At 61.6% G+C, this 19,679-nt stretch carries 24 protein-coding genes; 14 read left to right on the top strand and 10 right to left on the bottom strand.

Features of this window, described 5'->3' with window-relative positions; translation table 11 throughout:
- Positions 1-136: 136 nt before the first annotated feature.
- The gene (locus tag NKH17_RS08295; RefSeq protein ID WP_352898725.1) at positions 137-1,264 is read left to right on the top strand and encodes an ATP-dependent DNA helicase; all 1,128 of its coding nucleotides are present in this window, start codon (positions 137-139) and stop codon (positions 1,262-1,264) included.
- A 6-nt stretch (positions 1,265-1,270) separates the two neighbouring features.
- On the opposite strand, the gene NKH17_RS08290 is transcribed toward NKH17_RS08295, so the two are convergent.
- Positions 1,271-1,675, bottom strand: coding sequence for a SpoIIAA family protein (locus NKH17_RS08290; protein WP_352898727.1), 405 nt, complete (start codon positions 1,673-1,675; stop codon positions 1,271-1,273).
- A gap of 115 nt (positions 1,676-1,790) precedes the next feature.
- Between NKH17_RS08290 and NKH17_RS08285 the strand changes: the two genes are divergently transcribed.
- The 3 genes from NKH17_RS08285 (at position 1,791) to NKH17_RS08275 (ending at position 6,618) form a co-directional block, all read left to right on the top strand.
- On the top strand, positions 1,791-2,531 hold the full coding sequence (locus NKH17_RS08285) for a pyridoxine 5'-phosphate synthase (RefSeq protein ID WP_352898729.1): 741 nt from the start codon (positions 1,791-1,793) through the stop codon (positions 2,529-2,531).
- Between the two features lie 96 nt (positions 2,532-2,627).
- A complete protein-coding gene (locus NKH17_RS08280) occupies positions 2,628-4,541 on the top strand; it encodes a potassium transporter Kup (protein WP_352898731.1) in 1,914 nt (637 codons plus the stop codon).
- Positions 4,542-4,698: 157 nt separating this feature from the next.
- Positions 4,699-6,618, top strand: coding sequence for a potassium transporter Kup (locus tag NKH17_RS08275; protein ID WP_352620193.1), 1,920 nt, complete (start codon positions 4,699-4,701; stop codon positions 6,616-6,618).
- A gap of 43 nt (positions 6,619-6,661) precedes the next feature.
- Here NKH17_RS08275 and NKH17_RS08270 read toward each other — a convergent pair whose 3' ends face one another.
- Positions 6,662-7,552 carry an SDR family oxidoreductase gene (locus NKH17_RS08270; RefSeq protein WP_352644603.1) on the bottom strand — a complete coding sequence of 297 codons (891 nt, stop codon included), beginning with the start codon at positions 7,550-7,552 and terminating at the stop codon, positions 6,662-6,664.
- A 136-nt stretch (positions 7,553-7,688) separates the two neighbouring features.
- Between NKH17_RS08270 and NKH17_RS08265 the strand changes: the two genes are divergently transcribed.
- Entirely contained in the window at positions 7,689-8,099 is a 411-nt protein-coding gene (locus NKH17_RS08265) for a winged helix-turn-helix transcriptional regulator (RefSeq protein WP_254820710.1), read from the top strand.
- A gap of 73 nt (positions 8,100-8,172) precedes the next feature.
- Positions 8,173-9,411: an FAD-dependent oxidoreductase gene (locus NKH17_RS08260; RefSeq protein WP_352898733.1), complete on the top strand. Its 1,239-nt coding sequence runs from the start codon at positions 8,173-8,175 to the stop codon at positions 9,409-9,411.
- Here NKH17_RS08260 and NKH17_RS08255 read toward each other — a convergent pair.
- Both NKH17_RS08255 and NKH17_RS08250 read right to left on the bottom strand, forming a co-directional pair.
- On the bottom strand, positions 9,359-10,084 hold the full coding sequence (locus tag NKH17_RS08255) for a glutathione S-transferase family protein (protein WP_352477518.1): 726 nt from the start codon (positions 10,082-10,084) through the stop codon (positions 9,359-9,361). The two genes, NKH17_RS08260 and NKH17_RS08255, sit on opposite strands and share 53 nt — an antisense overlap.
- Position 10,085: 1 nt before the next feature.
- Positions 10,086-10,391 carry a Rieske (2Fe-2S) protein gene (locus NKH17_RS08250; protein WP_254820707.1) on the bottom strand — a complete coding sequence of 102 codons (306 nt, stop codon included), beginning with the start codon at positions 10,389-10,391 and terminating at the stop codon, positions 10,086-10,088.
- 101 nt (positions 10,392-10,492) lie between these two features.
- Between NKH17_RS08250 and NKH17_RS08245 the strand changes: the two genes are divergently transcribed.
- Positions 10,493-10,945 (top strand): MarR family winged helix-turn-helix transcriptional regulator, encoded by a 453-nt coding sequence (locus tag NKH17_RS08245; RefSeq protein WP_352509627.1) that lies wholly within the window; start codon positions 10,493-10,495, stop codon positions 10,943-10,945.
- A gap of 36 nt (positions 10,946-10,981) precedes the next feature.
- On the opposite strand, the gene NKH17_RS08240 is transcribed toward NKH17_RS08245, so the two are convergent.
- The gene (locus NKH17_RS08240; protein ID WP_352898735.1) at positions 10,982-11,410 is read right to left on the bottom strand and encodes an anthrone oxygenase family protein; all 429 of its coding nucleotides are present in this window, start codon (positions 11,408-11,410) and stop codon (positions 10,982-10,984) included.
- A gap of 156 nt (positions 11,411-11,566) precedes the next feature.
- Between NKH17_RS08240 and NKH17_RS08235 the strand changes: the two genes are divergently transcribed.
- The 3 genes from NKH17_RS08235 to NKH17_RS08225 all read left to right on the top strand — a co-directional run bounded on the left by NKH17_RS08235 (position 11,567) and on the right by NKH17_RS08225 (position 14,696).
- Complete coding sequence (locus NKH17_RS08235) at positions 11,567-12,220, top strand: TetR/AcrR family transcriptional regulator (RefSeq protein ID WP_352897271.1); 654 nt, start codon at positions 11,567-11,569, stop codon at positions 12,218-12,220.
- Positions 12,221-12,243: 23 nt separating this feature from the next.
- Positions 12,244-13,263 (top strand): ketol-acid reductoisomerase, encoded by a 1,020-nt coding sequence (ilvC, locus tag NKH17_RS08230; protein WP_023676662.1) that lies wholly within the window; start codon positions 12,244-12,246, stop codon positions 13,261-13,263.
- Between the two features lie 455 nt (positions 13,264-13,718).
- Positions 13,719-14,696: a DUF3592 domain-containing protein gene (locus tag NKH17_RS08225; RefSeq protein ID WP_254820703.1), complete on the top strand. Its 978-nt coding sequence runs from the start codon at positions 13,719-13,721 to the stop codon at positions 14,694-14,696.
- A gap of 52 nt (positions 14,697-14,748) precedes the next feature.
- On the opposite strand, the gene NKH17_RS08220 is transcribed toward NKH17_RS08225, so the two are convergent.
- Positions 14,749-15,111: a hypothetical protein gene (locus tag NKH17_RS08220; protein WP_352898739.1), complete on the bottom strand. Its 363-nt coding sequence runs from the start codon at positions 15,109-15,111 to the stop codon at positions 14,749-14,751.
- 84 nt (positions 15,112-15,195) lie between these two features.
- On the opposite strand from NKH17_RS08220, the gene NKH17_RS08215 reads away from it, so the two are divergent.
- Both NKH17_RS08215 and NKH17_RS08210 read left to right on the top strand, forming a co-directional pair.
- A complete protein-coding gene (locus NKH17_RS08215; protein ID WP_352644593.1) occupies positions 15,196-15,717 on the top strand; it encodes a hypothetical protein in 522 nt (173 codons plus the stop codon).
- Complete coding sequence (locus NKH17_RS08210) at positions 15,710-16,333, top strand: hypothetical protein (protein WP_352970547.1); 624 nt, start codon at positions 15,710-15,712, stop codon at positions 16,331-16,333. The genes NKH17_RS08215 and NKH17_RS08210 overlap by 8 nt, the downstream gene beginning before the upstream one ends.
- Positions 16,334-16,344: 11 nt before the next feature.
- Here the strand turns inward: NKH17_RS08210 and NKH17_RS08205 are convergent, their stop codons facing one another.
- The 3 genes from NKH17_RS08205 to NKH17_RS08195 all read right to left on the bottom strand — a co-directional run bounded on the left by NKH17_RS08205 (position 16,345) and on the right by NKH17_RS08195 (position 17,578).
- Complete coding sequence (locus NKH17_RS08205; RefSeq protein WP_352898768.1) at positions 16,345-16,629, bottom strand: PilZ domain-containing protein; 285 nt, start codon at positions 16,627-16,629, stop codon at positions 16,345-16,347.
- A 175-nt stretch (positions 16,630-16,804) separates the two neighbouring features.
- Positions 16,805-17,389: a BA14K family protein gene (locus NKH17_RS08200; RefSeq protein ID WP_352477524.1), complete on the bottom strand. Its 585-nt coding sequence runs from the start codon at positions 17,387-17,389 to the stop codon at positions 16,805-16,807.
- Positions 17,390-17,440: 51 nt separating this feature from the next.
- A complete protein-coding gene (locus NKH17_RS08195; RefSeq protein WP_254820699.1) occupies positions 17,441-17,578 on the bottom strand; it encodes a hypothetical protein in 138 nt (45 codons plus the stop codon).
- Here NKH17_RS08195 and NKH17_RS08190 point away from each other — a divergent pair.
- Positions 17,577-18,689 (top strand): endonuclease/exonuclease/phosphatase family protein, encoded by a 1,113-nt coding sequence (locus NKH17_RS08190; RefSeq protein ID WP_352477526.1) that lies wholly within the window; start codon positions 17,577-17,579, stop codon positions 18,687-18,689. The genes NKH17_RS08195 and NKH17_RS08190 overlap by 2 nt on opposite strands.
- Positions 18,690-18,696: 7 nt before the next feature.
- On the top strand, positions 18,697-19,419 hold the full coding sequence (locus NKH17_RS08185; protein ID WP_352477527.1) for a hypothetical protein: 723 nt from the start codon (positions 18,697-18,699) through the stop codon (positions 19,417-19,419).
- On the opposite strand, the gene NKH17_RS08180 is transcribed toward NKH17_RS08185, so the two are convergent.
- Positions 19,416-19,658 (bottom strand): hypothetical protein, encoded by a 243-nt coding sequence (locus NKH17_RS08180; RefSeq protein ID WP_352477528.1) that lies wholly within the window; start codon positions 19,656-19,658, stop codon positions 19,416-19,418. The genes NKH17_RS08185 and NKH17_RS08180 overlap by 4 nt on opposite strands.
- Between the last annotated feature and the right edge of the window lie 21 nt (positions 19,659-19,679).

The following is a 19,679-nucleotide window of genomic DNA, read 5'->3' as shown; positions in this document are numbered from 1 at the left end:
CGGTCGCCTGGTTTGTTCTCTTTACGTTCCGGTTCGTCACTGATAATCCTGTCGCAGCGGCGCAGTTGCCGGCGGTGATATTGATGGTGATGGCACTCACCTTGTCTTTCCCTCGCGAATCCGGTCTGTCGCGCTGATGGAATTCTCTCCTCAACAGGACGAGGCGCTGATGGCAGTGGCCGGCTGGCTGAAAGCCGGCAAGCCGCAGCTGTTCCGGCTGTTCGGCTATGCCGGCACCGGCAAGACGACGCTGGCGCGCTATTTCGCCGAGCATGTCGACGGCCAGGTGCAGTTCGCCGCGTTTACCGGCAAGGCGGCGCAGGTGCTGCGTTCCAAGGGCGCGGTCAATGCCCGTACCATCCATTCGCTGATCTACCGGCCGAAAGGCGAGGAATCGGTAGCGGACGAGGTGACCGGCAAAACCTCGATGTCCCCGACCTTTTCGCTCAACCGGCAGAGCCCGATCTCGCGAGCCAAGCTCGTCGTCATCGACGAATGCTCGATGGTCGACGAGCAGCTTGGCCGTGACCTGATGAGCTTCGGCACGCCGATCCTGGTGCTTGGCGATCCCGGCCAGTTGCCGCCGATCTCCGGCGGCGGCTTCTTCACCGACCACGAGCCGGACATTCTGCTCACCGAAATCCACCGCCAGGCGCGCGACAACCCGATCATCAGGCTGGCGCTCGACGTGCGCGAGGGCCGCGAGTTCATGCGCGGCGACTATGGCGCGGCGCAAGTGATCGGCAAGGAAGACGTCACCCAGGAACTGGTGCTGAAGGCGGACCAGGTGCTGGTCGGTACCAACCGCACGCGCCGCCGCTATAACCAGCGGCTGCGCGAGCTGAAGGGGTTCAACGCCGATTATCCGCAAGCCGGCGACAAGCTGGTCTGCCTGCGCAACGATCCGGCCAAGGGACTGCTCAACGGCTCGCTGTGGAAGGTGATGACCTCGTCGCGCGAGACGGTCAAGCCCGGCATCAATCTTCTGGTTTCGCCGGAGGAAGACGACCCGGATCGCGGCGTCGCCAAGATCAAGCTGCTCAAGGCGGCGTTCGAAGATCCGGACGCCGACATTCCCTGGCAGCAGAAGAAGCGTTTCGACGATTTCGACTATGGCTACGCGCTGACCGTGCACAAGGCGCAGGGGTCGCAGTGGAACGAGATCGTGCTTTTCGACGAAAGCTGGGCGTTCAAGGAAACCCGGCAGCGTTGGCTCTACACCGCTATCACGCGCGCGGCCGAACGGCTGACGATCGTCCGATAGGCCGCATCAGCGCTGGGCGATCGGGTTGGCGCCAAGCCATTGCCAAGCGGCGGCCTCGTCCTTGGCCTCGAAATGCCGGAGTTCGATAGGCACAGAGGTAGGCAGAAAGGCTCTTGCCTCGGCTATCCAGTTCGGCTCACCGACCGCGGCGCAGCGGCTGATATGCTCCACTGCATGAGCTATGCCCTGTTCGATCGTCTCGTCCGACACGTCGGTCCAGTCGACACCCTCATGATCGATCAGGCGCACCAGCACGTCGATTTTCGAGTGCAGCGCGTAGGCCGCTTCCAGCAATCCGAACAGGTTTTCGGCGTCGGCCGCTGCGACATGGCCGACGACATCGATGGCGAGGAGGTCTTCGCGATCGGTATCGATGCGGCGGACCGCCGGCACGGCATCGAGAAAATTCAACAGGCAACTCCTTGCGCTCGATTTTCTTCGTTCACCTTGGAACACCTGAAACCCTCTGTCTGTTCCGCTTAAAGGCGGTATAGATGCGCGCCGAGATCAGCCTGGAACCGTGCAAATGCCTGCAAAGCTTTCCGTCAACCTCAACGCCATCGCCATGCTGCGCAACCGCCGGGACCTGCCGTGGCCAAGCGTGACCGGGCTCGGACGCATCGCCCTTGCCGCCGGCGCGCATGGGCTGACGGTGCACCCGCGACCCGACGAGCGGCACACCAGGCATTCCGATCTGCCGCAGATCAGGGCGCTGATCGACGACGAGTTCCCGAATGCGGAATTCAACATCGAGGGCTATCCGACCGAGGAGTTCCTGGCGCTTGTCGAAAGGCATCAGCCCGAGCAGGTGACGCTGGTGCCTGACGACCCGGCGCAAGCGACTTCCGATCATGGCTGGAACTTCGCCGCCGAGGCTGCGTTCCTGACACCGGTTGTCAAGCGCCTGAAGAAGGGAGGCTTTCGCGTGTCGCTGTTTTCCGATCCTGACCCCGATGGCGTGAAAGCCGCTCGCGACACCGGCGCCGACCGGATCGAACTCTATACGGGTCCATACGGCAGCTATCATTCCGATTCGGCAAAAGCGGCGGAGGAATTGGAGAAATTGGGAAAGACGGCGGATGCCGCACTGGCCGCAGGGCTCCAGGTCAATGCCGGGCACGACCTTGTGGTGAGCAATTTGCCGGCACTGGCCAGGCGCATCCCGGCATTGGCCGAAGTGTCGATCGGGCATGGGTTGACAGCCGATGCGTTGGAGTATGGCATGGCCGGAACGGTCAGGCGGTTTCTGAAGGCTTGTGGCTGGTAGAGAGAGGCGAGCCGATAGCCCTGCGTCCCCGGCATGGCAGCGCGCCCTTTCCATCCCCGCAGCATAAAGCACCGAACGTCTATGGGAGTGTCGTCCATGGCCCTTGCCAACGCTGGTAGCGAGGCAGAACCCATCGAGCAATCCAGCCACTCCACCGTCGAGCAGCACAGCACCAAGGTGCTGATGCTGGGCGCGTTGGGCGTGGTTTACGGCGATATCGGCACCAGCCCAATTTACGCATTTCGGGAAGCACTGCACGCGTCGTCGGGACCGGTAGCGCGCAACGACGTCCTCGGCGTGCTGTCGCTTATCGTCTGGGCGCTGACGATCATCGTCACGATAAAATACGTCGCTTTCGTCCTCAGAGCCGACAACAAGGGCGAGGGCGGCACGCTGTCGCTGATGTCGCTTGCGCGTAGTGCTTATCCAAAGGGAGCCCCGTTCATTCTGGGGATCGGACTTTGCGGCGCGGCGCTTTTTTTCGGCGACGCGATAATAACGCCCGCCATCTCCGTGCTTTCGGCTGTCGAGGGCCTGGAAGTGATGGCTCCGACGCTCGAAACCTTTGTCGTTCCGATCACTCTTGTCATCCTGGCAATGCTCTTTGCCGTGCAACGGTTCGGCACCGGCAGGGTGGCGGCCGTGTTCGGGCCGGTGACGGCAGCGTGGTTCCTGGCCATCGGCGCCGCCGGGGTCTACCATCTGCTTGACGATCCGTCGGTCCTGCTGGCGGTCAATCCCTATTACGCGGTCGCTTATCTGGCCAATACGCCCACCGGCGCTTTCGTCACAGTCGGGGCGGTGTTCCTGGCGGTCACCGGGGCCGAAGCCCTCTATGTCGATCTCGGCCATTTCGGGCGCAGGCCGATCGTGCTGGCATGGTTTGCTGTCGTGTTTCCTTGTTTGCTCCTCAACTATTTCGGACAAGGCGCGTTCGTTCTTGCCAACGGCGGCAAACCCACCAATCCATTCTTCCAGATGCTGCCGGATTGGGCGCTAATGCCCATGGTTGGGCTGGCCACGGCAGCGACGGTGATCGCCAGTCAGGCGGTGATCTCCGGCGCTTTCTCACTGACCCGTCAGGCGGTGCAGCTCAATCTGCTGCCACGTATCGAGGTGCAGCATACTTCCGAGATGCAGTCCGGCCAGATCTACATGCCGCGGGTCAATCTTGTGGTCGCGCTGGGCGTGATGTTGCTGGTGGTCGGCTTTGGCAGTTCGAGTTCGCTGGCTTCCGCCTATGGCATTTCGGTGACTGGCGAAATGCTTATGACGACCATCCTGCTGTTCGTGGTGATGCGGTTCCGGTGGAAATGGCAGCTTGCACTGGCGGCCGCGCTCACACTGCTGTTCGGCACGATCGATACCGGATTTTTCCTCGCAAACGTCGTCAAGATCCTCGAAGGTGGGTGGGTGTCGATCACGGTCGCCTGCGGCATGGGGCTGATCATGTCCACATGGATCCGCGGCACCCGCTATTTGTTCGACAAGACCCGCCGGAACGAGATCCCGCTGGATTTCCTTGCCGGCAATCTGCTGAAGAAGAAGCCACATCTGGTGTCGGGCACCGCGGTGTTCCTGACCAGCGATCCGTTGAGCGCACCGACGGCACTGATGCACAGCCTCAAGCACTACAAGGTGCTGCATGAGCAGAACGTCATCCTTTCGGTTGTGACGGCGCCGCAGCCGCTCGTGCCCGACAGCGAGCGGGTGAAGATGGAGACCGTCAACGAGCTGTTCATGCGGGTGACGCTGACCTTCGGCTACATGGAGCAGCCCAACATCCCGCGTGCGCTGGCGATCTGCCGCAAGCAGGGCTGGAAGTTCGACATCATGACGACCTCCTTCTTCCTGTCGCGGCGCTCGCTCAAGGCGTCGCCCAATTCCGGCATGCCGGTCTGGCAGGACAAGCTGTTCATCGGGCTGGCGCGCTCGGCGGCCGATGCAACGGAATATTTCCAGATCCCGACCGGACGCGTCGTCGAGATCGGGACGCAGGTGGCTATTTAAAACGTGTCCGTTGCGACATTCCAGGTAGTCTGCCGATGGGACCGAGTCTGCCAAGTCGTGGAGGACTCGCAATATCGGGACGGAGCCATTACGTGACGGCACTTGATATTGCAGCGCAGCAAGCGTAGAGCACCGCGCGCTTATCGGAGTGTCGTCCATGGCCCTTACCAATGCTGGTAACGAGGCAGAACCTGTCGAACAATCCAGCCATTCTGAGGTCGAGCAGCACAGCACCAAGGTGCTGATGCTGGGCGCGCTCGGCGTGGTTTACGGCGATATCGGGACCAGCCCGATCTATGCATTCCGAGAGGCGTTGCATGCATCAGCCGGTGGCAATGTCGCCAACCGTGGCGACATCCTGGGCGTACTCTCGCTGATCATCTGGTCGCTGACGATCACCGTCACCATCAAATACATCATGTTCGTGCTCCGTGCCGACAATCGAGGCGAAGGCGGGGTGCTGTCGCTGATGGCGCTGGCGCGCAACAGTTTTCCGACGCGCTCGGCGGTGATCCTCGGCATCGGCATCGTCGGCGCGGCGCTTTTTTTCGGCGACGCGGTCATTACGCCGGCGATCTCGGTCCTATCAGCGGTCGAAGGCATGAATGTCGTCACGCCGACATTTCAGCCCTATGTGGTGCCGCTGACACTGGCCATCCTGGCGATCCTGTTTGCGGTACAGCGGTTCGGCACCGGCGGCGTAGGATTGGTGTTCGGGCCAGTCACGGCGCTATGGTTCCTGGCCATCGGCCTTTCCGGCATTAACCACATCATCGCCGATCCGGAAATCCTGCTGGCGATCAGCCCGCATTACATCGTGTCATTCCTGGTCAACTCGCCCGACGTCGCCTTCGTCACGGTTGGTGCGGTCTTCCTCGCCGTCACCGGCGCCGAGGCGCTCTATGCCGATCTCGGCCATTTCGGCCGCAAGCCGATCGTCCTCGCCTGGCTGGCAATCGTGTTCCCTTGTCTATTGCTCAACTATGTCGGGCAAGGCGCCTTCGTGCTGGCAAATGGCGGCGTTGTCGGCCATCCCTTCTTTGAGATGAACCAGGGCTGGACGCTTATTCCGATGGTCGTGCTGGCGACGGCGGCGACCGTCATCGCCAGCCAGGCGGTGATCTCCGGCGCTTTCTCGCTGACCAGGCAGGCGGTGCAGCTCAACATGCTGCCGCGTTTCGTCATCCAGCACACGTCGGAAAAACAGTCGGGCCAGATCTATCTGCCGCGCATCAACCTGATGCTGGCGCTGGTCGTGATGTTGCTGGTGGTCGGCTTCGGCGAATCCAGCCGCCTGGCCTCGGCCTACGGTATTTCGGTGACCGGCAACATGCTGGTGACGAATGTGCTGCTTTTTGTTGTGATGACGCGCATCTGGAAATGGCCGCTTGGCGTCGCGATCGCCTTGATGGCCGTGTTCGCCTTCGTCGATACCGGCTTCTTTGCTGCCAACATAGTCAAGGTGTTTGAAGGTGGCTGGGCATCGCTTGCCATCGCCGCAGTTATCGTGATGACTATGTGGACCTGGATCCGCGGTAGCCGCTATTTGTTCGACAAGACCCGCCGGAACGAGATCCCGCTCGATTTCCTCGCCGGCAATCTGCTGAAGAAGAAGCCGCATCTGGTGTCGGGCACCGCGGTGTTCCTGACCAGCGATCCGCTGAGCGCGCCGACGGCACTGATGCACAGCCTCAAGCACTACAAGGTGCTGCATGAGCAGAACGTCATCCTTTCGGTTGTGACGGCGCCGCAGCCGGTCGTGCCCGACAGCGAGCGGGTGAAGATGGAGACCGTCAACGAGCTGTTCATGCGGGTGACGCTGACCTTCGGCTACATGGAGCAGCCCAACATCCCGCGTGCGCTGGCGATCTGCCGCAAGCAGGGCTGGAAGTTCGACATCATGACGACCTCCTTCTTCCTGTCGCGGCGCTCGCTCAAGGCCTCGCCCAATTCCGGCATGCCGGTCTGGCAGGACAAGCTGTTCATCGGGCTGGCGCGCTCGGCGGCCGATGCAACGGAATATTTCCAGATCCCGACCGGACGGGTGGTCGAGATCGGGACGCAGGTGGCTATCTGAACAAATGGCCGTGCCCTTCGAAGGGCACGGCCATTTGTCAGGCTCAGCTCACCAGAGCCGCCTTGTTTGCCTCAAGAAATTGCTTCAGCGGCCGCGGCTTCCTGCCGGACAGCGTCTCGACCGCGTCGGTCACCATGCTGATGCGGCCGGAGCGGGTGTTGGTGTCGAAGGAAACGATGACCGGGGCGAAACCTTCGGGAACGCCGGCTGCCTTCAATCCCCCGGTGAGCGCTTCGTCCGAAAGCTGGACGACCTCGATCGGCTTGCCGGTAACTTCGGTGACGAGGGCCGCGATTTCAGCGACCGTATAGGCCTGCGGACCCGTCAGCGTGTATGTCGTGCTTTCGGTTGCCCCCGATGCGAGACCGGCGGCGATTGCCGCGGCCATATCGTCGCGCGCGCCATGGGCAATACGGCCGTCTCCGGCGGATGTGTACCACTGCCCCGAGGCGATGGCGTGCGGCAGCGCCATGAACAGGTTCTCCTGGTACCAGCCGTTGCGGAAGATGGTGTAGGGAATGCCGCTCGCCTTGATCGCCTGCTCGGTGCCGTGGTGATCGGGCGCAAACAGCACCGGCGATCCTGGCTCCGGATTGGGCATCGATGTGTAGAGCAGATGCGAAACGCCGGCGCTTTTTGCGGCCACGACCGCGGTCTCATGTTGCTTCAGGCGCTTGCCCGGAAGGGCAAGCTCGTTTGTCGAAATGATCAGAACTCTGTCCGCGCCGGTAAATGCACTGGCCAACGATGCGGTGTCGTCGAAGTCGGCCGCCCTGAGAGTGACGCCGCGCGCTGCCAGATCGGCCAGATTTTCCGGATTGCGGGTGGCGGCGATGATGCGCTGAGGGGAGATCTTGAGCGTGTCAAGCAGATGATTGATGACGCCGCGGCCAAGCTGGCCGGAGGCGCCGGTGACAAGAAGGGTGTCGGTCATGAAGGATCCTGACGTTGCGCCGGAGCGGCGGGTGCATATGTTAGTCTCAAAAAGAGACCAGCACTAAAATAGGAATTGACCCATCCTCGTAAAGAAGGCAGTTTTGCGGGAGGTAGGCACACCCAGGGAACCAGCCATGGACGGCAAGATCGTCAATCTGAGATCGAAGCTCGAGATCTACAAAGCAGGCAGCGGTGGCGGAAACCTTGCGGATTGTCCGGTTCGCGACGTGATCCAGGGGATCAGCAACAAATGGAGTTCGCTGCTGATGGAAGCCTTGGCCGAGAAGCCGTACCGCTTCGGCGAGTTGCGGCGCCTCGTGCCCGATATTTCGCAGCGCATGCTCACCCAGACGTTGCACGATCTTCAGCGCGACGGCTATGTCCATCGCCAAGTGTTTCCGACCAAACCGCCGAGCGTCGAATACAGCCTCACCGATCTCGGGCGCTCGATGTTTGGACCCTTGCATCAGCTGATCCAATGGGCCGAGCTCAATCACAGCGCTGTACGCGAGGCGCGGAAGGTTTTCGATGCTGCCGAAGGCTGAGCCTCCAGGCCGAGACGGCGGCTTGATTTAGCGACAGCGCTGAAGGATTGTCCGGCCTGGGTTGGGCGGGCAGATGGGCAATTCTCTGGACATCGCGATTGCCGGCGCCGGGCCGGCTGGACTTGCCGCCGCGCTCTATCTCAAGCGCGCCGGACATAGGGTCACGATCTTCGAGCGCTTCGACCAGCCAAAACCGGTCGGGTCCGGGCTGATCCTGCAGCCGACCGGGCTGACGGTGCTTGCCGATCTCGGCCTGCTCGAAGACATTCTGGCGCTGGGCTGCCGCATAGACCGCCTGCATGGTGCAGATGCCAAGACCGGCCGCACAGTGCTCGACGTCCGCTACGATGCCTGGCGTGGCGGCCGTTTCGGGCTGGCGGTACATCGCGCGGCTCTGTTCGGCGTGCTTTTCCGCGCCGCCCGGCGCCAAGCGATCCACATCGAGACAGGTATCGAGCTTGAGACGCTGGAAACCGGCGAACGGGCAACATTGATCTGCGGCAACGGACGACGGATGGGGTCGTTCGACCTAGTAGTGGATGCCAGCGGTTCACGCTCCAAACTGCGGCGGTGCGTGAACAATCCGGGCGAACCGCGATCGCTCGCCTATGGCGCTTTCTGGGCATCGCTTGGCTGGCGCGGCGAGGGTTTCGACGAGCACGCGCTGCTGCAGCGCTACGACAGGGCAAGCGTGATGATCGGCGTGCTGCCAATCGGCCGGCCCGAGCCGGATGCCCAGAAGATGGCGGCATTCTTCTGGAGCCTCAAGCCGGCGGATGCCGAGTACGTCTGGGCGGCAGGTCTCGAGGCATGGAAGGCGAGATTGGTCGGGCTGTGGCCTGAATGCACGGCCTTCATCGACCAGATCGACAGTTTCGAGCAGCTTTCGCTGGCGCGTTATGGCCATCACACGATGAGGACGCCAGCCGGACGGCGATTGGCTGTTATCGGCGATGCGGCCCATTCAGCGAGCCCGCAGCTCGGCCAGGGCGCGAACATGGCGCTGCTCGATGCAGCCGCGCTCAACTACGCACTCATAGGAACGGACCGTATCGATACTGCACTGGAGGCCTATGTCCGGACGCGGCGATGGCATGTGCGGGCCTTCCAGGCGCTGTCGCTGGTGCTGACGCCGTTTTATCAGTCGGATTCGATTGTGATGCCGTTCGTCCGCGACAGGCTGGTGGCGACGCTGGCAAAAGTCCCGCCGGCGCCGCAGTTTCTTGCTTCCATGGTTACAGGAACGGTGATCAATCCATTCAAGCCGATAGGGCTTGCGGAAGCGCTATGGCCGGATCGCCTTGGCGGATGATTTCCGAAAGGTGCGAACCCTTAGCCTGCAAGAATGCATGGAGGCGTTGCGGATAGTCGGGAGCGACCGCGCCCTTCACGGATGGGCGTATGCGCAACGCCTCGCGCCATACCTGGACATGCGGCTTTCCGTCCAGGATGCCGAAATCGCCGATCCGGTCGAAGACGTCGAAATAGCGGAAAATCGGGCCGTAGACCGCGTCGACCAGTGAAAAGCGCTCGCCGTCGAAGCATGGCCCAGCCGCGCCATTGGCCCGTTCCACTTCTAGGCGATCGAACATTGCCGATAGCGTCTCGCTTTCAGCGAGCAGCGCGGCTTCCGTAGGCGCTGAATAGAAGCGGCCGATGGCATTGAGGATTGCCGAGCCGAACTCGATCCAGGCGCGATGCCGGGCACGGGCATAGGGGTCGGTGGGATGCAGTGGATTGGGCTGGGTTTCCTCGAGGAATTCGAGGATGACCGCCGATTCGAAGATCACCGTTTCCTGGCCGTCATGCTCAACGCGAAGCAGCGGCACCTTGCCGAGCGGTGATATCGCCTTGAACCAGGCAGGCTTGTTGGCGAGATCGACCGTGATGCGTTCGAACGGCACGCCCTTTTCGCGAAGTGAAATCGCCGCGCGCTGCACATAGGGACAAAGATGGTGGCTGACGAGGATGAGCTTACCGGTCATCTCACTCTCCCCAGACATAGTTCAAGGCGCCGTCCTCGATGCGGGTGGAGAGGAACATCAGGCGGGAGCCCTTCGGCGCCGGGCCTTCGAGGCGATCACCGTTCGCCATGTCGAACGAGGCGCCGTGCCACTGGCAGACGAGCTTGCCGTCCTTGCAGTCGAGCGGACCACCGAAATGCAGGCAGACGTTGGCGGCAGCGCGGATACGCTCGCCGCTGCGGTAGACATGGACCTCGCGGCCGAAGAACGGAGCGATCAGGCTGCCTGTTTCCGGAACGTCGGCGATCCTGCAGATTTCATACTTCATCGGAATTTGCCTCTCGTGATTGATGCGACTGCATCTATATAGATGCATTTGCATCGATCGTCAAGCTTGATGCAATTGCATCTATCCCCTACGATGCAATCATGACCGGGATTCCTACACCTCCAGCAATCAAAGCCTGGGCCCGCCTGATGCGGGTTTCGCGCCAGTTGTTGGAAAGAGCCGAGGACGCGCTGAAGGACAGTGGCCTGCCGCCGCTTGCCTGGTACGACGTCCTGCATGAGCTTGCCGAGGCGGGCGAGGGTGGATTGCGGCCATTCCAACTCACCGAGCGCACCCTGTTTGCGCAGTATAACATCTCCCGGCTGCTGGCGCGGCTGGAAGCCGACGGGCTGGTCGAGAAGCTTCCCGTTGCCGATGACGGCCGCGGGCAAACCGTTCGTGTCACCGACAAGGGGCGCGAGACGCGTCGCCGCATGTGGGCTGTCTACGGCCGCTCGATCGCGGAGTTGGTCGGCTCCCGGCTTTCCAATGATGAGCTCGATGCGCTGTCAGCTCTGCTTGGGCGCCTGCGAGTTCCGCCCGCCCTGGAGTGACACGCCTTCATGGCGAAGATGCGCCGATTGGCGAGGTCAGGCACTGCCCCAGAGGAATGCCAATGTCGCCAGAACGCCAAGCCCGACGCGGACCATATGCAGATTGCCCCATTTGACGATCAATGTCCGAGCTTCAGGATTGATGGTGTTCGCGTCCATCGCCTCCAGCAACCTATTTGCCGGCATCATCACCAGCAGCGTCCATGGCCAAGGCAGGATGATCAGCACGGCGCCGGCCAGATAAGCGAAATTGTCTGTCAGCCACCACGCGACGAGGCCTAGAATACAGGCGATGACGGCGATCGAGGCCTGCATGGCGGCGCCGCGCTTGTAGGAAGGCTGCCATTCCTGCAGCAATGCTTTGTCCTCGAGGCGAAGCCGCGCCGGCTGTTCGGCTACGCTGACGTAGATAGCCGCGCCTGCGAACACTGCGGTAATGGTCAAGGCAAGCAATCCGGCGAGCATGATCCGTGTCTCCCGTGATGCCCCGCATGGAGCAAGCTACAGAAATAAAGACTTGCGCCGGGTCGGGCAATACGCCATAAGGTCGAACCGTAACGTACGGTACGCTATCGAGCTCCCATATGAACTGCGAGCGAGTTCGCCTCCTGAGGAAAGACTGTGTTGCACGCTGTGACCGACATCGACACCAGCGAGACGCTGACGGAGCGGCAGAAAGCCGTGCTCGACGCTGCCCTTCGCCTGCTGGTCGAAGAGGGCGATCAGTTGACCATGACCGCAGTGGCGCGGCGGGCGAGCTGCTCTAAGGAGACGCTCTACAAATGGTTCGGCGATCGCGACGGGCTGTTGACGGCAACGGTGCAATGGCAGGCGTCCAAGGTGCGGGTAGTGCCGGTTGATCGCAAGGGGCTCGACCTTGCTTCGCTGACGGCGAGCCTCGAACGCTTCGCTTCGGACTGGCTCAAGGTAATTTCGAGCGACACCTCGATCGCGCTGAACCGGGTGGCGGTCGGCCATGCTAGTTCGGGGAAAGACGATCTCGGCGCCATCGTGCTGGAGAACGGCCGCTTCGCACTGGCCAGGCGCCTTAAGCCGGTGCTCGAGGCAGGCAAGGAAGCTGGTTTCCTCGAGTTTTCCGATGCTGAGACGGCGTTCCGCACCTTTTTCGGGCTGGTCGCCCGTGACGTGCAGATCCGCCTGCTGCTTGGCGACCGGCTGGAATTGACTGATGCGGCGATCGGCGGCGATGCCGTCCGGGCGACGCAGCAGTTTCTAGCTCTTTACGGGGCAAAAACCGGGCCGCAAGGCCTCTGAATTCAAAACGGGAAGGAAGAAAAATGCGTGTCTATTACGATCGCGATGCCGATCTCAACCTGATCAAGGGCAAGAAGGTCGCCATCATCGGCTATGGCAGCCAGGGCAGGGCGCATGCGCTCAACCTCAAGGATTCCGGCGTCAAGGACATCGCCATCGGCCTCAAGGCCGGCTCGGCGACCGCCAAGAAGGTTGAGGCCGACGGGCTCAAGGTGATGAGCGTCGCCGATGCCGCCAAGTGGGCCGACCTGATGATGATGGCCACGCCCGACGAGCTGCAGGCCGACATCTACAAATCCGAGATCGCGCCGAACATCCGCGATGGCGCAGCGATCGCCTTTGCCCACGGCCTCAACGTTCATTTTGGCCTGATCGAGCCTAAAGCCTCGGTCGACGTCGTGATGATCGCGCCGAAGGGGCCCGGCCATACGGTGCGCGGCGAATACCAGAAGGGCGGCGGCGTGCCGTGCCTGGTCGCGGTCAACCAGGACGCTTCGGGCAATGCGCTCGACCTGGCGCTCTCCTACGCCTGCGGCGTTGGCGGCGGCCGTTCGGGCATTATCGAGACCAATTTCCGCGAGGAGTGCGAGACCGACCTGTTCGGCGAGCAGGTGGTGCTGTGCGGCGGTCTGGTCGAATTGATCCGCGCCGGCTTCGAGACACTGGTGGAAGCCGGCTACGCGCCGGAAATGGCCTATTTCGAGTGCCTGCACGAGGTCAAATTGATCGTCGACCTGATCTACGAAGGCGGCATCGCCAACATGAACTACTCGATCTCGAACACCGCCGAATGGGGCGAATACGTCTCGGGCCCGCGCATCATCACCGCCGAGACGAAGGCCGAGATGAAGCGCGTTCTGAAGGATATCCAGACTGGCAAGTTCACCTCGGAATGGATGCAGGAATACCGCGCCGGCATGTCGCGCTTCAAGGGCATCCGCCGCAACAATGACAGCCACCAGATCGAGGAAGTCGGCGCCAAGCTGCGCGCGATGATGCCGTGGATTTCCAAGAACAAGCTGGTCGACAAGGCCAAGAACTGAAGGAACTCCACATTCGTTTCGTTGCGCGTCCTCAAGCTTCGCCCTGCGGGCGCGCGGGGGATTTCCAAGAACAAGCTGGTCGACAAGGCCAAGAACTGAAGGAAATCCACATTCGTTTCGTTGCGCGTCCTCAGGCTTCGCCCTGCGGGCGCGCGGGAATTTCCAAGAATAAGCTGGTCGACAAGGCCAAGAACTGAAGGAATCCACATTCGTTTCGTTGCGCGTCCTCAGGCTTCGCCCTGCGGGCGCGCGGGGATTTCCAAAAACAAGCTGGTCGACAAGGCCAAGAACTATCGCAATTTCATTGCCGATCAAGAAAGGCCGGCGGAGCGATCCGCCGGCCTTTTTCGCATAAAGATTGTGTGGTTCCCACGCTTGTGGACAGGCGCATTATCCTCATCACCGTGGTATGCCTGTGCGGGCCATGGCACAGAAGTGCCAAAGGGGGGTGAGACTTGGAACTCAAATTTCTGTTGGTCGGGTTTGCCTGCGCGGTTGCCGGCATGCTCTCCCTCGTCACGTTCCTGAAGTGGTGGGAGGTGAGGGCGGTCAGCCGCTGGTCTCCGACGCCGGGAAAGATCGTCTCGTCGCGTGTCGAGGCTCGCGAGGTGACCAGTTCGGGATCCGGTTCGGACAGCAGAGGGTCGACCGAGATGCGCAACTTCCCGGCGATCACCTTCGAATACAAGGTGAACGGCAAGAAGTTTCGCAGTTCGCACTACAGCGTGCAGGAGAACCTTGGAAACTTTGCCGTGGCGGAAACCCTTGCGAAATTTCCAAACGGGGCTGGCGTAACCGTCTTCTACAACCCGGCCGATCCAGCCAAGGCCGTGATCGAACGCACCATGCCCGAAGGTTCCTTCAAATTCATGGTCCAGCTTTCGGCCGGGCTGGTGGTTGGCGCGCTGGTATTGGTCTTCTCCGTCGGCGGCGTCCTGGAAGCGATCCGGCCGTTTTTGCCCAAGCCGCAGAACCTCGGCGCCGCGGCCCTGCTGCTGTTCATGGGATTGTTTGTCCTGCGCATGGGCTTCGCCCAGAAGTCACTAGCGGAACAGGCGGCGAAATGGCCCATCACGGCAGGACACATCGATGCTTCGGGCTTGCAGAAATTTGAGACCCGCGACAGGTCCGGAGGCGGCTATCGGCCCTGGCGAACAGTCTTCAAATCCCGCATCGTCTACAGCTATAGCGTCGCCGGCCAGCGCTACGCCGCCGATCGCATCGCTTTCGGCGCAAACGTGACGGCTTCGCTGCCGAGCCTCGTCAGCGGTCAATCACGGCGCTACCTCGAGGGCGACAAGGTCGAGGTCCACTACGATCCCGCCAATCCGGCTGCCGCGGTTCTCGAATGCAGGGTGAGTGGGCTTTGGCTCCTGTGGGTCTGCGCAGTTGGCTTCCTCGGCGGAGCCGCGCTGCTTGTCGGGGTGATCTAAGGCTGAAGCTGCCGTCCTCGACGCTGTAGATCCAGAGGAAGGGCACTTGTCTTCAGCATCTGACAAGAACTCCGCTGTCGAAGCCCGGCCATGTCAGTCTCAACGTCGCCCCGTCGACGACAACATGGATGACACGGGAGAACGGCTCTTCGGCCGACGGGTCGGATCCGTAGCATTGGCTGGCCCGCGCCACCCAACCCGTGGGTGTCTCGAGAAACGTTGCGTGTTCGCAGCCGAGAGCAGGGAGCGACAGCGCATCGCGGTACAATGTGTAGACAGTCTGGCGTTGAACATCCGCAACGGCGGTGCAGTTCGATCTGTCCCGGGACCATGTGCCGACATAGGGTTCCGTGGCAAAGGCGCTGCCGCACGAAAATGCTGAGATCGAAATGAGCATCAAGAGATTTCGGATCATCGATTCTTTCTTTCGACCATGACATCGGGCCATGCTAAAGCATCGATACTTAGACTTCACAATGATGCTGCTCCAGGGACTTAAATGATCATCCAAAAGGCAGCAGCTGTTTTTCTGTGCATGCTGAGCCTGTCGCAAGCAGCGAACGCAACAGAATGTTCGCTCAGCCATGCGACCTATCGCGAGCCGCGTTCGGGAGCGACGATACAGTTCCGGCCCACAGACAACGAGCCGGCTGCGCTGACGACCGAGGTCTTTTCGCTGATCGTGCCTAACACCGACCTTCGTTTGCCGTCGGACATCACCTGGACCAATGGCAAGTACTCGTTTCCTGTGGGTACGATCCGGCACACCTGCACCGACGACGATCGCGAGGCGGGTCTCGAGGACGGCACCGGGCTGTGCAGAGTGTGGGACGGGCAGGTCTATGCGTTCAGTGCAGGCGGTGCCGAGCAGCTGAGTTCCCGCGAAACTTCGCCGGCACCGGCAGGGTTGCTGTTGCCTGACTTCGGCGCGATTTTTACCGAATGGCCCGATTTCGCCAAAGCCAATCCCGACGGTTCGGCCTGGGACGCCTTTAGCTTGAGGGGTTGCAGCGATGAATAACAAGAGACTGCCGGCCTGCATCTGCACCCTGTCGGTCCTTGTGGCCATGGCCCCGTGGGCTCGTGCCGACCAAAGCACGCCGTCGCGTCCGCCCGTCGACAAATGCAGCTGGGAACGGTTGGCGGACAGGGATGTCGGGCTGGCTGCCTGGGTGCAGCGCTGCGATTTCGGTTTTCGCCGGATTCATTTCGAGCTTGGCGGCAATGCTCTTGCCATCAAATACAGCGATGGCGGTTCGGCCGATCCCGTCGTCGAAGTCTTCGATATGCTGCCGGGCGAGGCCGCCGATGCTGCGTTGCAGCGCATTTTTACGCAGAAGACCGAGAAAGCCATCAGCACACGTTGCGTGCTCACGCCTTACACCGACGCGGCGACGCCCGCGCGCATCCTCCGGTATGTTTTCAGTCCCGATGCCGCCTATCGTGAGGAATTGAAGACCGTCGCCAACCCTGACGAGGTCGGCGAACCGCCTTGCGGCGAATGGGGCGAAGCCCCGGACGGCATTCAGTATTTCGAGGTGCAATCACCCGAACTGCGAAAGCTTCTATTCGTTCGCGTCGGCCAGGATGAGCCGCTGTTTGACGAGCAGACACTGCAAGTCCTGCCACCCGGATAGCGCCGGTAGAATCAGCCGTAGTGCCAACTGGGCTTTGGTTCGGTGCCGGTGAACATCACGCCGATGCGGTCCTCGCGGCGCCAGCGGACCACGGCCTTGTAGGCGATGCCGTCGGTCGGCACATAGAGCAGGAACTCATCGGGCACGCGCGCGTCGATCGAGACCTTCAATTCGGCGCCGCCGGCATGCATGTTGCGCAGCGTGCATGTGACCTCGGAATTGGTCATGCCGGTCAGGATCGTCGCGCCCTTGAAGACGCGCTGCCGGCGTTTGTCCCTCTGTTCGTCCTCGGCCATCGCACGCAATCCAGCCATTTTTCGCGTCTCGGGCGTTCTGATCGGGAGGATTATTAGACCTGCCTGATAAAAATAGCGTTATCAGCAGTCGGGACTGGGAGATGTTCGCGGTTCCTGGCTGGAAGAAAAAGGCGCCGCGAAGCACGGCGCCGAACGATGCTTGTTGTCGGCCTGCTTACCTATAGGGCGAGTAGCATTGCTGGCGCGGCCCGTAATAGGGCTGGAAGGTGTTGTCCCAGGCGCGGTACGACCGGTAGCGATTGTAACACCATTGGACATGTGCACTGGAAAGCCGCCCTGCGCGATAATAGCGGCGCGGTGGCGGCGCGTCGTAGTAGTTGTAGCTGTTGTACAGGCTGCCAAGGCCGAGCCCCAGGCCCAAGCCAAGAATCGCGGCACCCGCACCATCATCATAGTAGCCGCCGCGGTAATGGCGGCGATGGTGGCGCCAGCGCCAGCTGTCGTCCCAGCCGCCATTATCCCAGTGTCTCGAAAAATGACGGCCGCGGAAATTGTGGGACCGCCATCTCCAATCGTCGCCGCCGTGCCATTGCCGAAAGCCGCGATTGCGCCAACGCCAGATCTGCCTGTCATTGCCGCCTGCCCAATCTTCACGAATTTGCACGATGTCGGCAGCATTGCCCGCCACCGGCAGCAGAGGTTTGGGTATTGGCCCGGCAAGCGAGGGGGCCGAGAGGCCGGTGATCAGACCGAGGGCCATCAGCCCGGATCTGACAGAAGATAAAAAGAGCGGTTTCATCGCACTCTCCGAAGATTCAGGCCCCACGCCCAGAATACCCCGGGGAAGGGCCTATTGATGGAACTTTCCATCTGAACGGAAGATGAACAAAAAGGTTCCGTCAGCCATAGCGAGCGCGCGATCAAGCAGAGCCGCCTGATTTCTGCGCCCTTGTTTTCGGGCGCGCTTGCGGGCAAAGGTCAAAGCCATGTCGCTGCGCCTTGCCACTTTCAACGTCGAAAACCTGATGAACAGGTTTGATTATTCCGGATACCGCAATCAGCTCAACGAAGATCGCACGCTGGCGCTTTTCGACATCCAGAGCGAGGCCGAATACAAGATGCTCGAGCAGGCGCGGGCCATCGCGCAATCCGACGACACGCGGCAGTTGACGGCGCTGGCGATCGCGGCCACCCGCGCCGACATCATCTGCATGCAGGAGGTCGATAATATCGAGGCGCTGAAGGCCTTCGAATATGGTTATCTGTTCAAGATGGTGGGGCAAGGCTACCGGCAGAAATACACCACCGCCGGCAATGATTCGCGCGGCATCGACGTCGCCGTGATGATGCGCAACGAGACCGCGCAGGGCCAGCCGATCGAATTCGTGCGCATGACCAGCTACGCCTATGTCACGTTCGAGCAATTCGGGCTGCACACGGCGGAATTGGCGGCGCTTGGTCACCAGGCCAATGAACGCATCTTCCGGCGCGACTGCCTGGAAATCGATCTGACCGTGGCTGGCGCGCCGTTGACGCTCTATCTCGTGCATTTCAAGTCGATGGGCTCGCCCCGTAACGGCCTCGACGGCCGCGAGGCGACAATGCCGCTGCGTATCGCCGAGGCGCAGGCGGTGCGCCGGATCATCGAGGAGCGCTTCGGCAAGGACCATGCCGCCGACAAGCGCTGGGCAATCTGCGGCGACATGAACGACTACCGGCAGCGCGTGAAGATCACTGGCGATGTTTTCGACGGCTATCGCTTCGAGGTGATCGACGAGACCCGGTCCTGCATCGACGTGCTCACTGCCGGCGGTTTTTGCGAAAACGCGGTCGAGCGGCGGCCGGAAATGGACCGTTGGACTTTCTATCACACGCGCGGACCGGAAGAGCGGCATCTCTGCCAACTCGACTACATCCTTTTGTCGAGGGCGCTGGCCAGGCAGAACGCCACCGCCGTTCCCGATATCATCCGTAACGGACAGCCTTGGCGCACCATATTTCCGGCCGGCCAGGAGGTCGAGCGCTTCCCACGCGCAGGGTGGGACCGGCCGAAGGCATCCGACCATTGCCCGGTAGCAATTGGCCTCGACATGGCGTGAGACAGGCGTGAGTTTTGACCTGCCGCGCAACGTCATCCTGCCGGTCGATGCCATCGACGTCAGGCTCGATCCTGGCCCGCATCCATTCGAGCGCGATAATGCCCAGGCGATCGCGGCGAACTGGCGGCGTGAGACCGCATCGAAGCCGGCGCTTTTCGACGGCACCGTGGTGCTGCTTTCCGCACTCAGCTACCGCGACAATCGCCTCGTCGGCCGCTGCCATGCGGTGCGGTATTCAACTTTCATGCTTTGGCGCAGCAATAGACAGGTGCCTGGCGCCGAACATGCCTACGCGCACGCCATGCTGGTCGCTGGCGACAATGCGCTGGTGGCGATCCGCATGGCGCCGCATACGGTCAATGCCGGCCGCATCTACTTCGCCGCCGGTTCGTTCGAGCCCGCCGATTTCCGCGACGGCCTTGTCGACGTCGACTTCAACATGATCCGCGAGGTACGGGAGGAAACCGGCCTCGACCTATCAGGCGCGACACGCGGCAGGCGCCACTACGCCCTGTCGACGGCAAGCGGCACGGTGATCTTTCGCCGCTACCGCGAGACGGCCTCCGCCGACGACCTGGCACAGCGGATCCGCGCTTTCGTCGCGGCCGAGTCAGAGCCTGAAATCGAAGGTCCTGTGATCATCCGCAATGCAGCCGACCTGCCGGACGGATTGATGCCGCATATGAGACCGCTGATCGAATGGCACTTCGCGCAAGGATTCCGACTCTAACGTCGCGACCTGCCTTCAATAGCCTTGCGGTCGCTGCGGGCAGCGACAAAATACAGCAGCACGCCGAGACCCAGGAGTGCCCCCATGGCCGTTCCCATCGTCTGCCCAATTACCTGCTGGAAGTCAGCTGTGACGCGATCGGGATTATCCATTCCATAACGGATCAAATTCCACCAAAGCCCTGCCAATGCGGCTTCGACGATCACCATCGCCAGAGCCAGTCGCCCTCTCTTGCTCATCCATTGTTCCCCCTTAGTCCC

The organism is Mesorhizobium sp. M1334 (assembly GCF_040317995.1).
Taxonomy (GTDB): Bacteria; Pseudomonadota; Alphaproteobacteria; order Rhizobiales; family Rhizobiaceae; genus Mesorhizobium.
This window is presented reverse-complemented; position numbering and strand designations above follow the sequence as displayed.

What these genes read in the sequence shown, in the direction of transcription:
- NKH17_RS08295 (WP_352898725.1), top strand. Translation starts at nt 137, where the DNA reads ATGGAATTCTCTCCTCAACAGGACGAGGCGCTGATGGCAGTGGCCGGC.
- NKH17_RS08285 (WP_352898729.1), top strand. Translation starts at nt 1,791, where the DNA reads ATGCCTGCAAAGCTTTCCGTCAACCTCAACGCCATCGCCATGCTGCGC.
- NKH17_RS08280 (WP_352898731.1), top strand. Translation starts at nt 2,628, where the DNA reads ATGGCCCTTGCCAACGCTGGTAGCGAGGCAGAACCCATCGAGCAATCC.
- NKH17_RS08275 (WP_352620193.1), top strand. Translation starts at nt 4,699, where the DNA reads ATGGCCCTTACCAATGCTGGTAACGAGGCAGAACCTGTCGAACAATCC.
- NKH17_RS08270 (WP_352644603.1), bottom strand. Translation starts at nt 7,552, where the DNA reads ATGACCGACACCCTTCTTGTCACCGGCGCCTCCGGCCAGCTTGGCCGC.
- NKH17_RS08265 (WP_254820710.1), top strand. Translation starts at nt 7,689, where the DNA reads ATGGACGGCAAGATCGTCAATCTGAGATCGAAGCTCGAGATCTACAAA.
- NKH17_RS08260 (WP_352898733.1), top strand. Translation starts at nt 8,173, where the DNA reads ATGGGCAATTCTCTGGACATCGCGATTGCCGGCGCCGGGCCGGCTGGA.
- NKH17_RS08255 (WP_352477518.1), bottom strand. Translation starts at nt 10,084, where the DNA reads ATGACCGGTAAGCTCATCCTCGTCAGCCACCATCTTTGTCCCTATGTG.
- NKH17_RS08250 (WP_254820707.1), bottom strand. Translation starts at nt 10,391, where the DNA reads ATGAAGTATGAAATCTGCAGGATCGCCGACGTTCCGGAAACAGGCAGC.
- NKH17_RS08245 (WP_352509627.1), top strand. Translation starts at nt 10,493, where the DNA reads ATGACCGGGATTCCTACACCTCCAGCAATCAAAGCCTGGGCCCGCCTG.
- NKH17_RS08240 (WP_352898735.1), bottom strand. Translation starts at nt 11,410, where the DNA reads ATGCTCGCCGGATTGCTTGCCTTGACCATTACCGCAGTGTTCGCAGGC.
- ilvC (WP_023676662.1), top strand. Translation starts at nt 12,244, where the DNA reads ATGCGTGTCTATTACGATCGCGATGCCGATCTCAACCTGATCAAGGGC.
- NKH17_RS08220 (WP_352898739.1), bottom strand. Translation starts at nt 15,111, where the DNA reads ATGATCCGAAATCTCTTGATGCTCATTTCGATCTCAGCATTTTCGTGC.
- NKH17_RS08215 (WP_352644593.1), top strand. Translation starts at nt 15,196, where the DNA reads ATGATCATCCAAAAGGCAGCAGCTGTTTTTCTGTGCATGCTGAGCCTG.
- NKH17_RS08210 (WP_352970547.1), top strand. Translation starts at nt 15,710, where the DNA reads ATGAATAACAAGAGACTGCCGGCCTGCATCTGCACCCTGTCGGTCCTT.
- NKH17_RS08205 (WP_352898768.1), bottom strand. Translation starts at nt 16,629, where the DNA reads ATGGCCGAGGACGAACAGAGGGACAAACGCCGGCAGCGCGTCTTCAAG.
- NKH17_RS08200 (WP_352477524.1), bottom strand. Translation starts at nt 17,389, where the DNA reads ATGAAACCGCTCTTTTTATCTTCTGTCAGATCCGGGCTGATGGCCCTC.
- NKH17_RS08190 (WP_352477526.1), top strand. Translation starts at nt 17,577, where the DNA reads ATGTCGCTGCGCCTTGCCACTTTCAACGTCGAAAACCTGATGAACAGG.
- NKH17_RS08195 (WP_254820699.1), bottom strand. Translation starts at nt 17,578, where the DNA reads ATGGCTTTGACCTTTGCCCGCAAGCGCGCCCGAAAACAAGGGCGCAGA.
- NKH17_RS08180 (WP_352477528.1), bottom strand. Translation starts at nt 19,658, where the DNA reads ATGAGCAAGAGAGGGCGACTGGCTCTGGCGATGGTGATCGTCGAAGCC.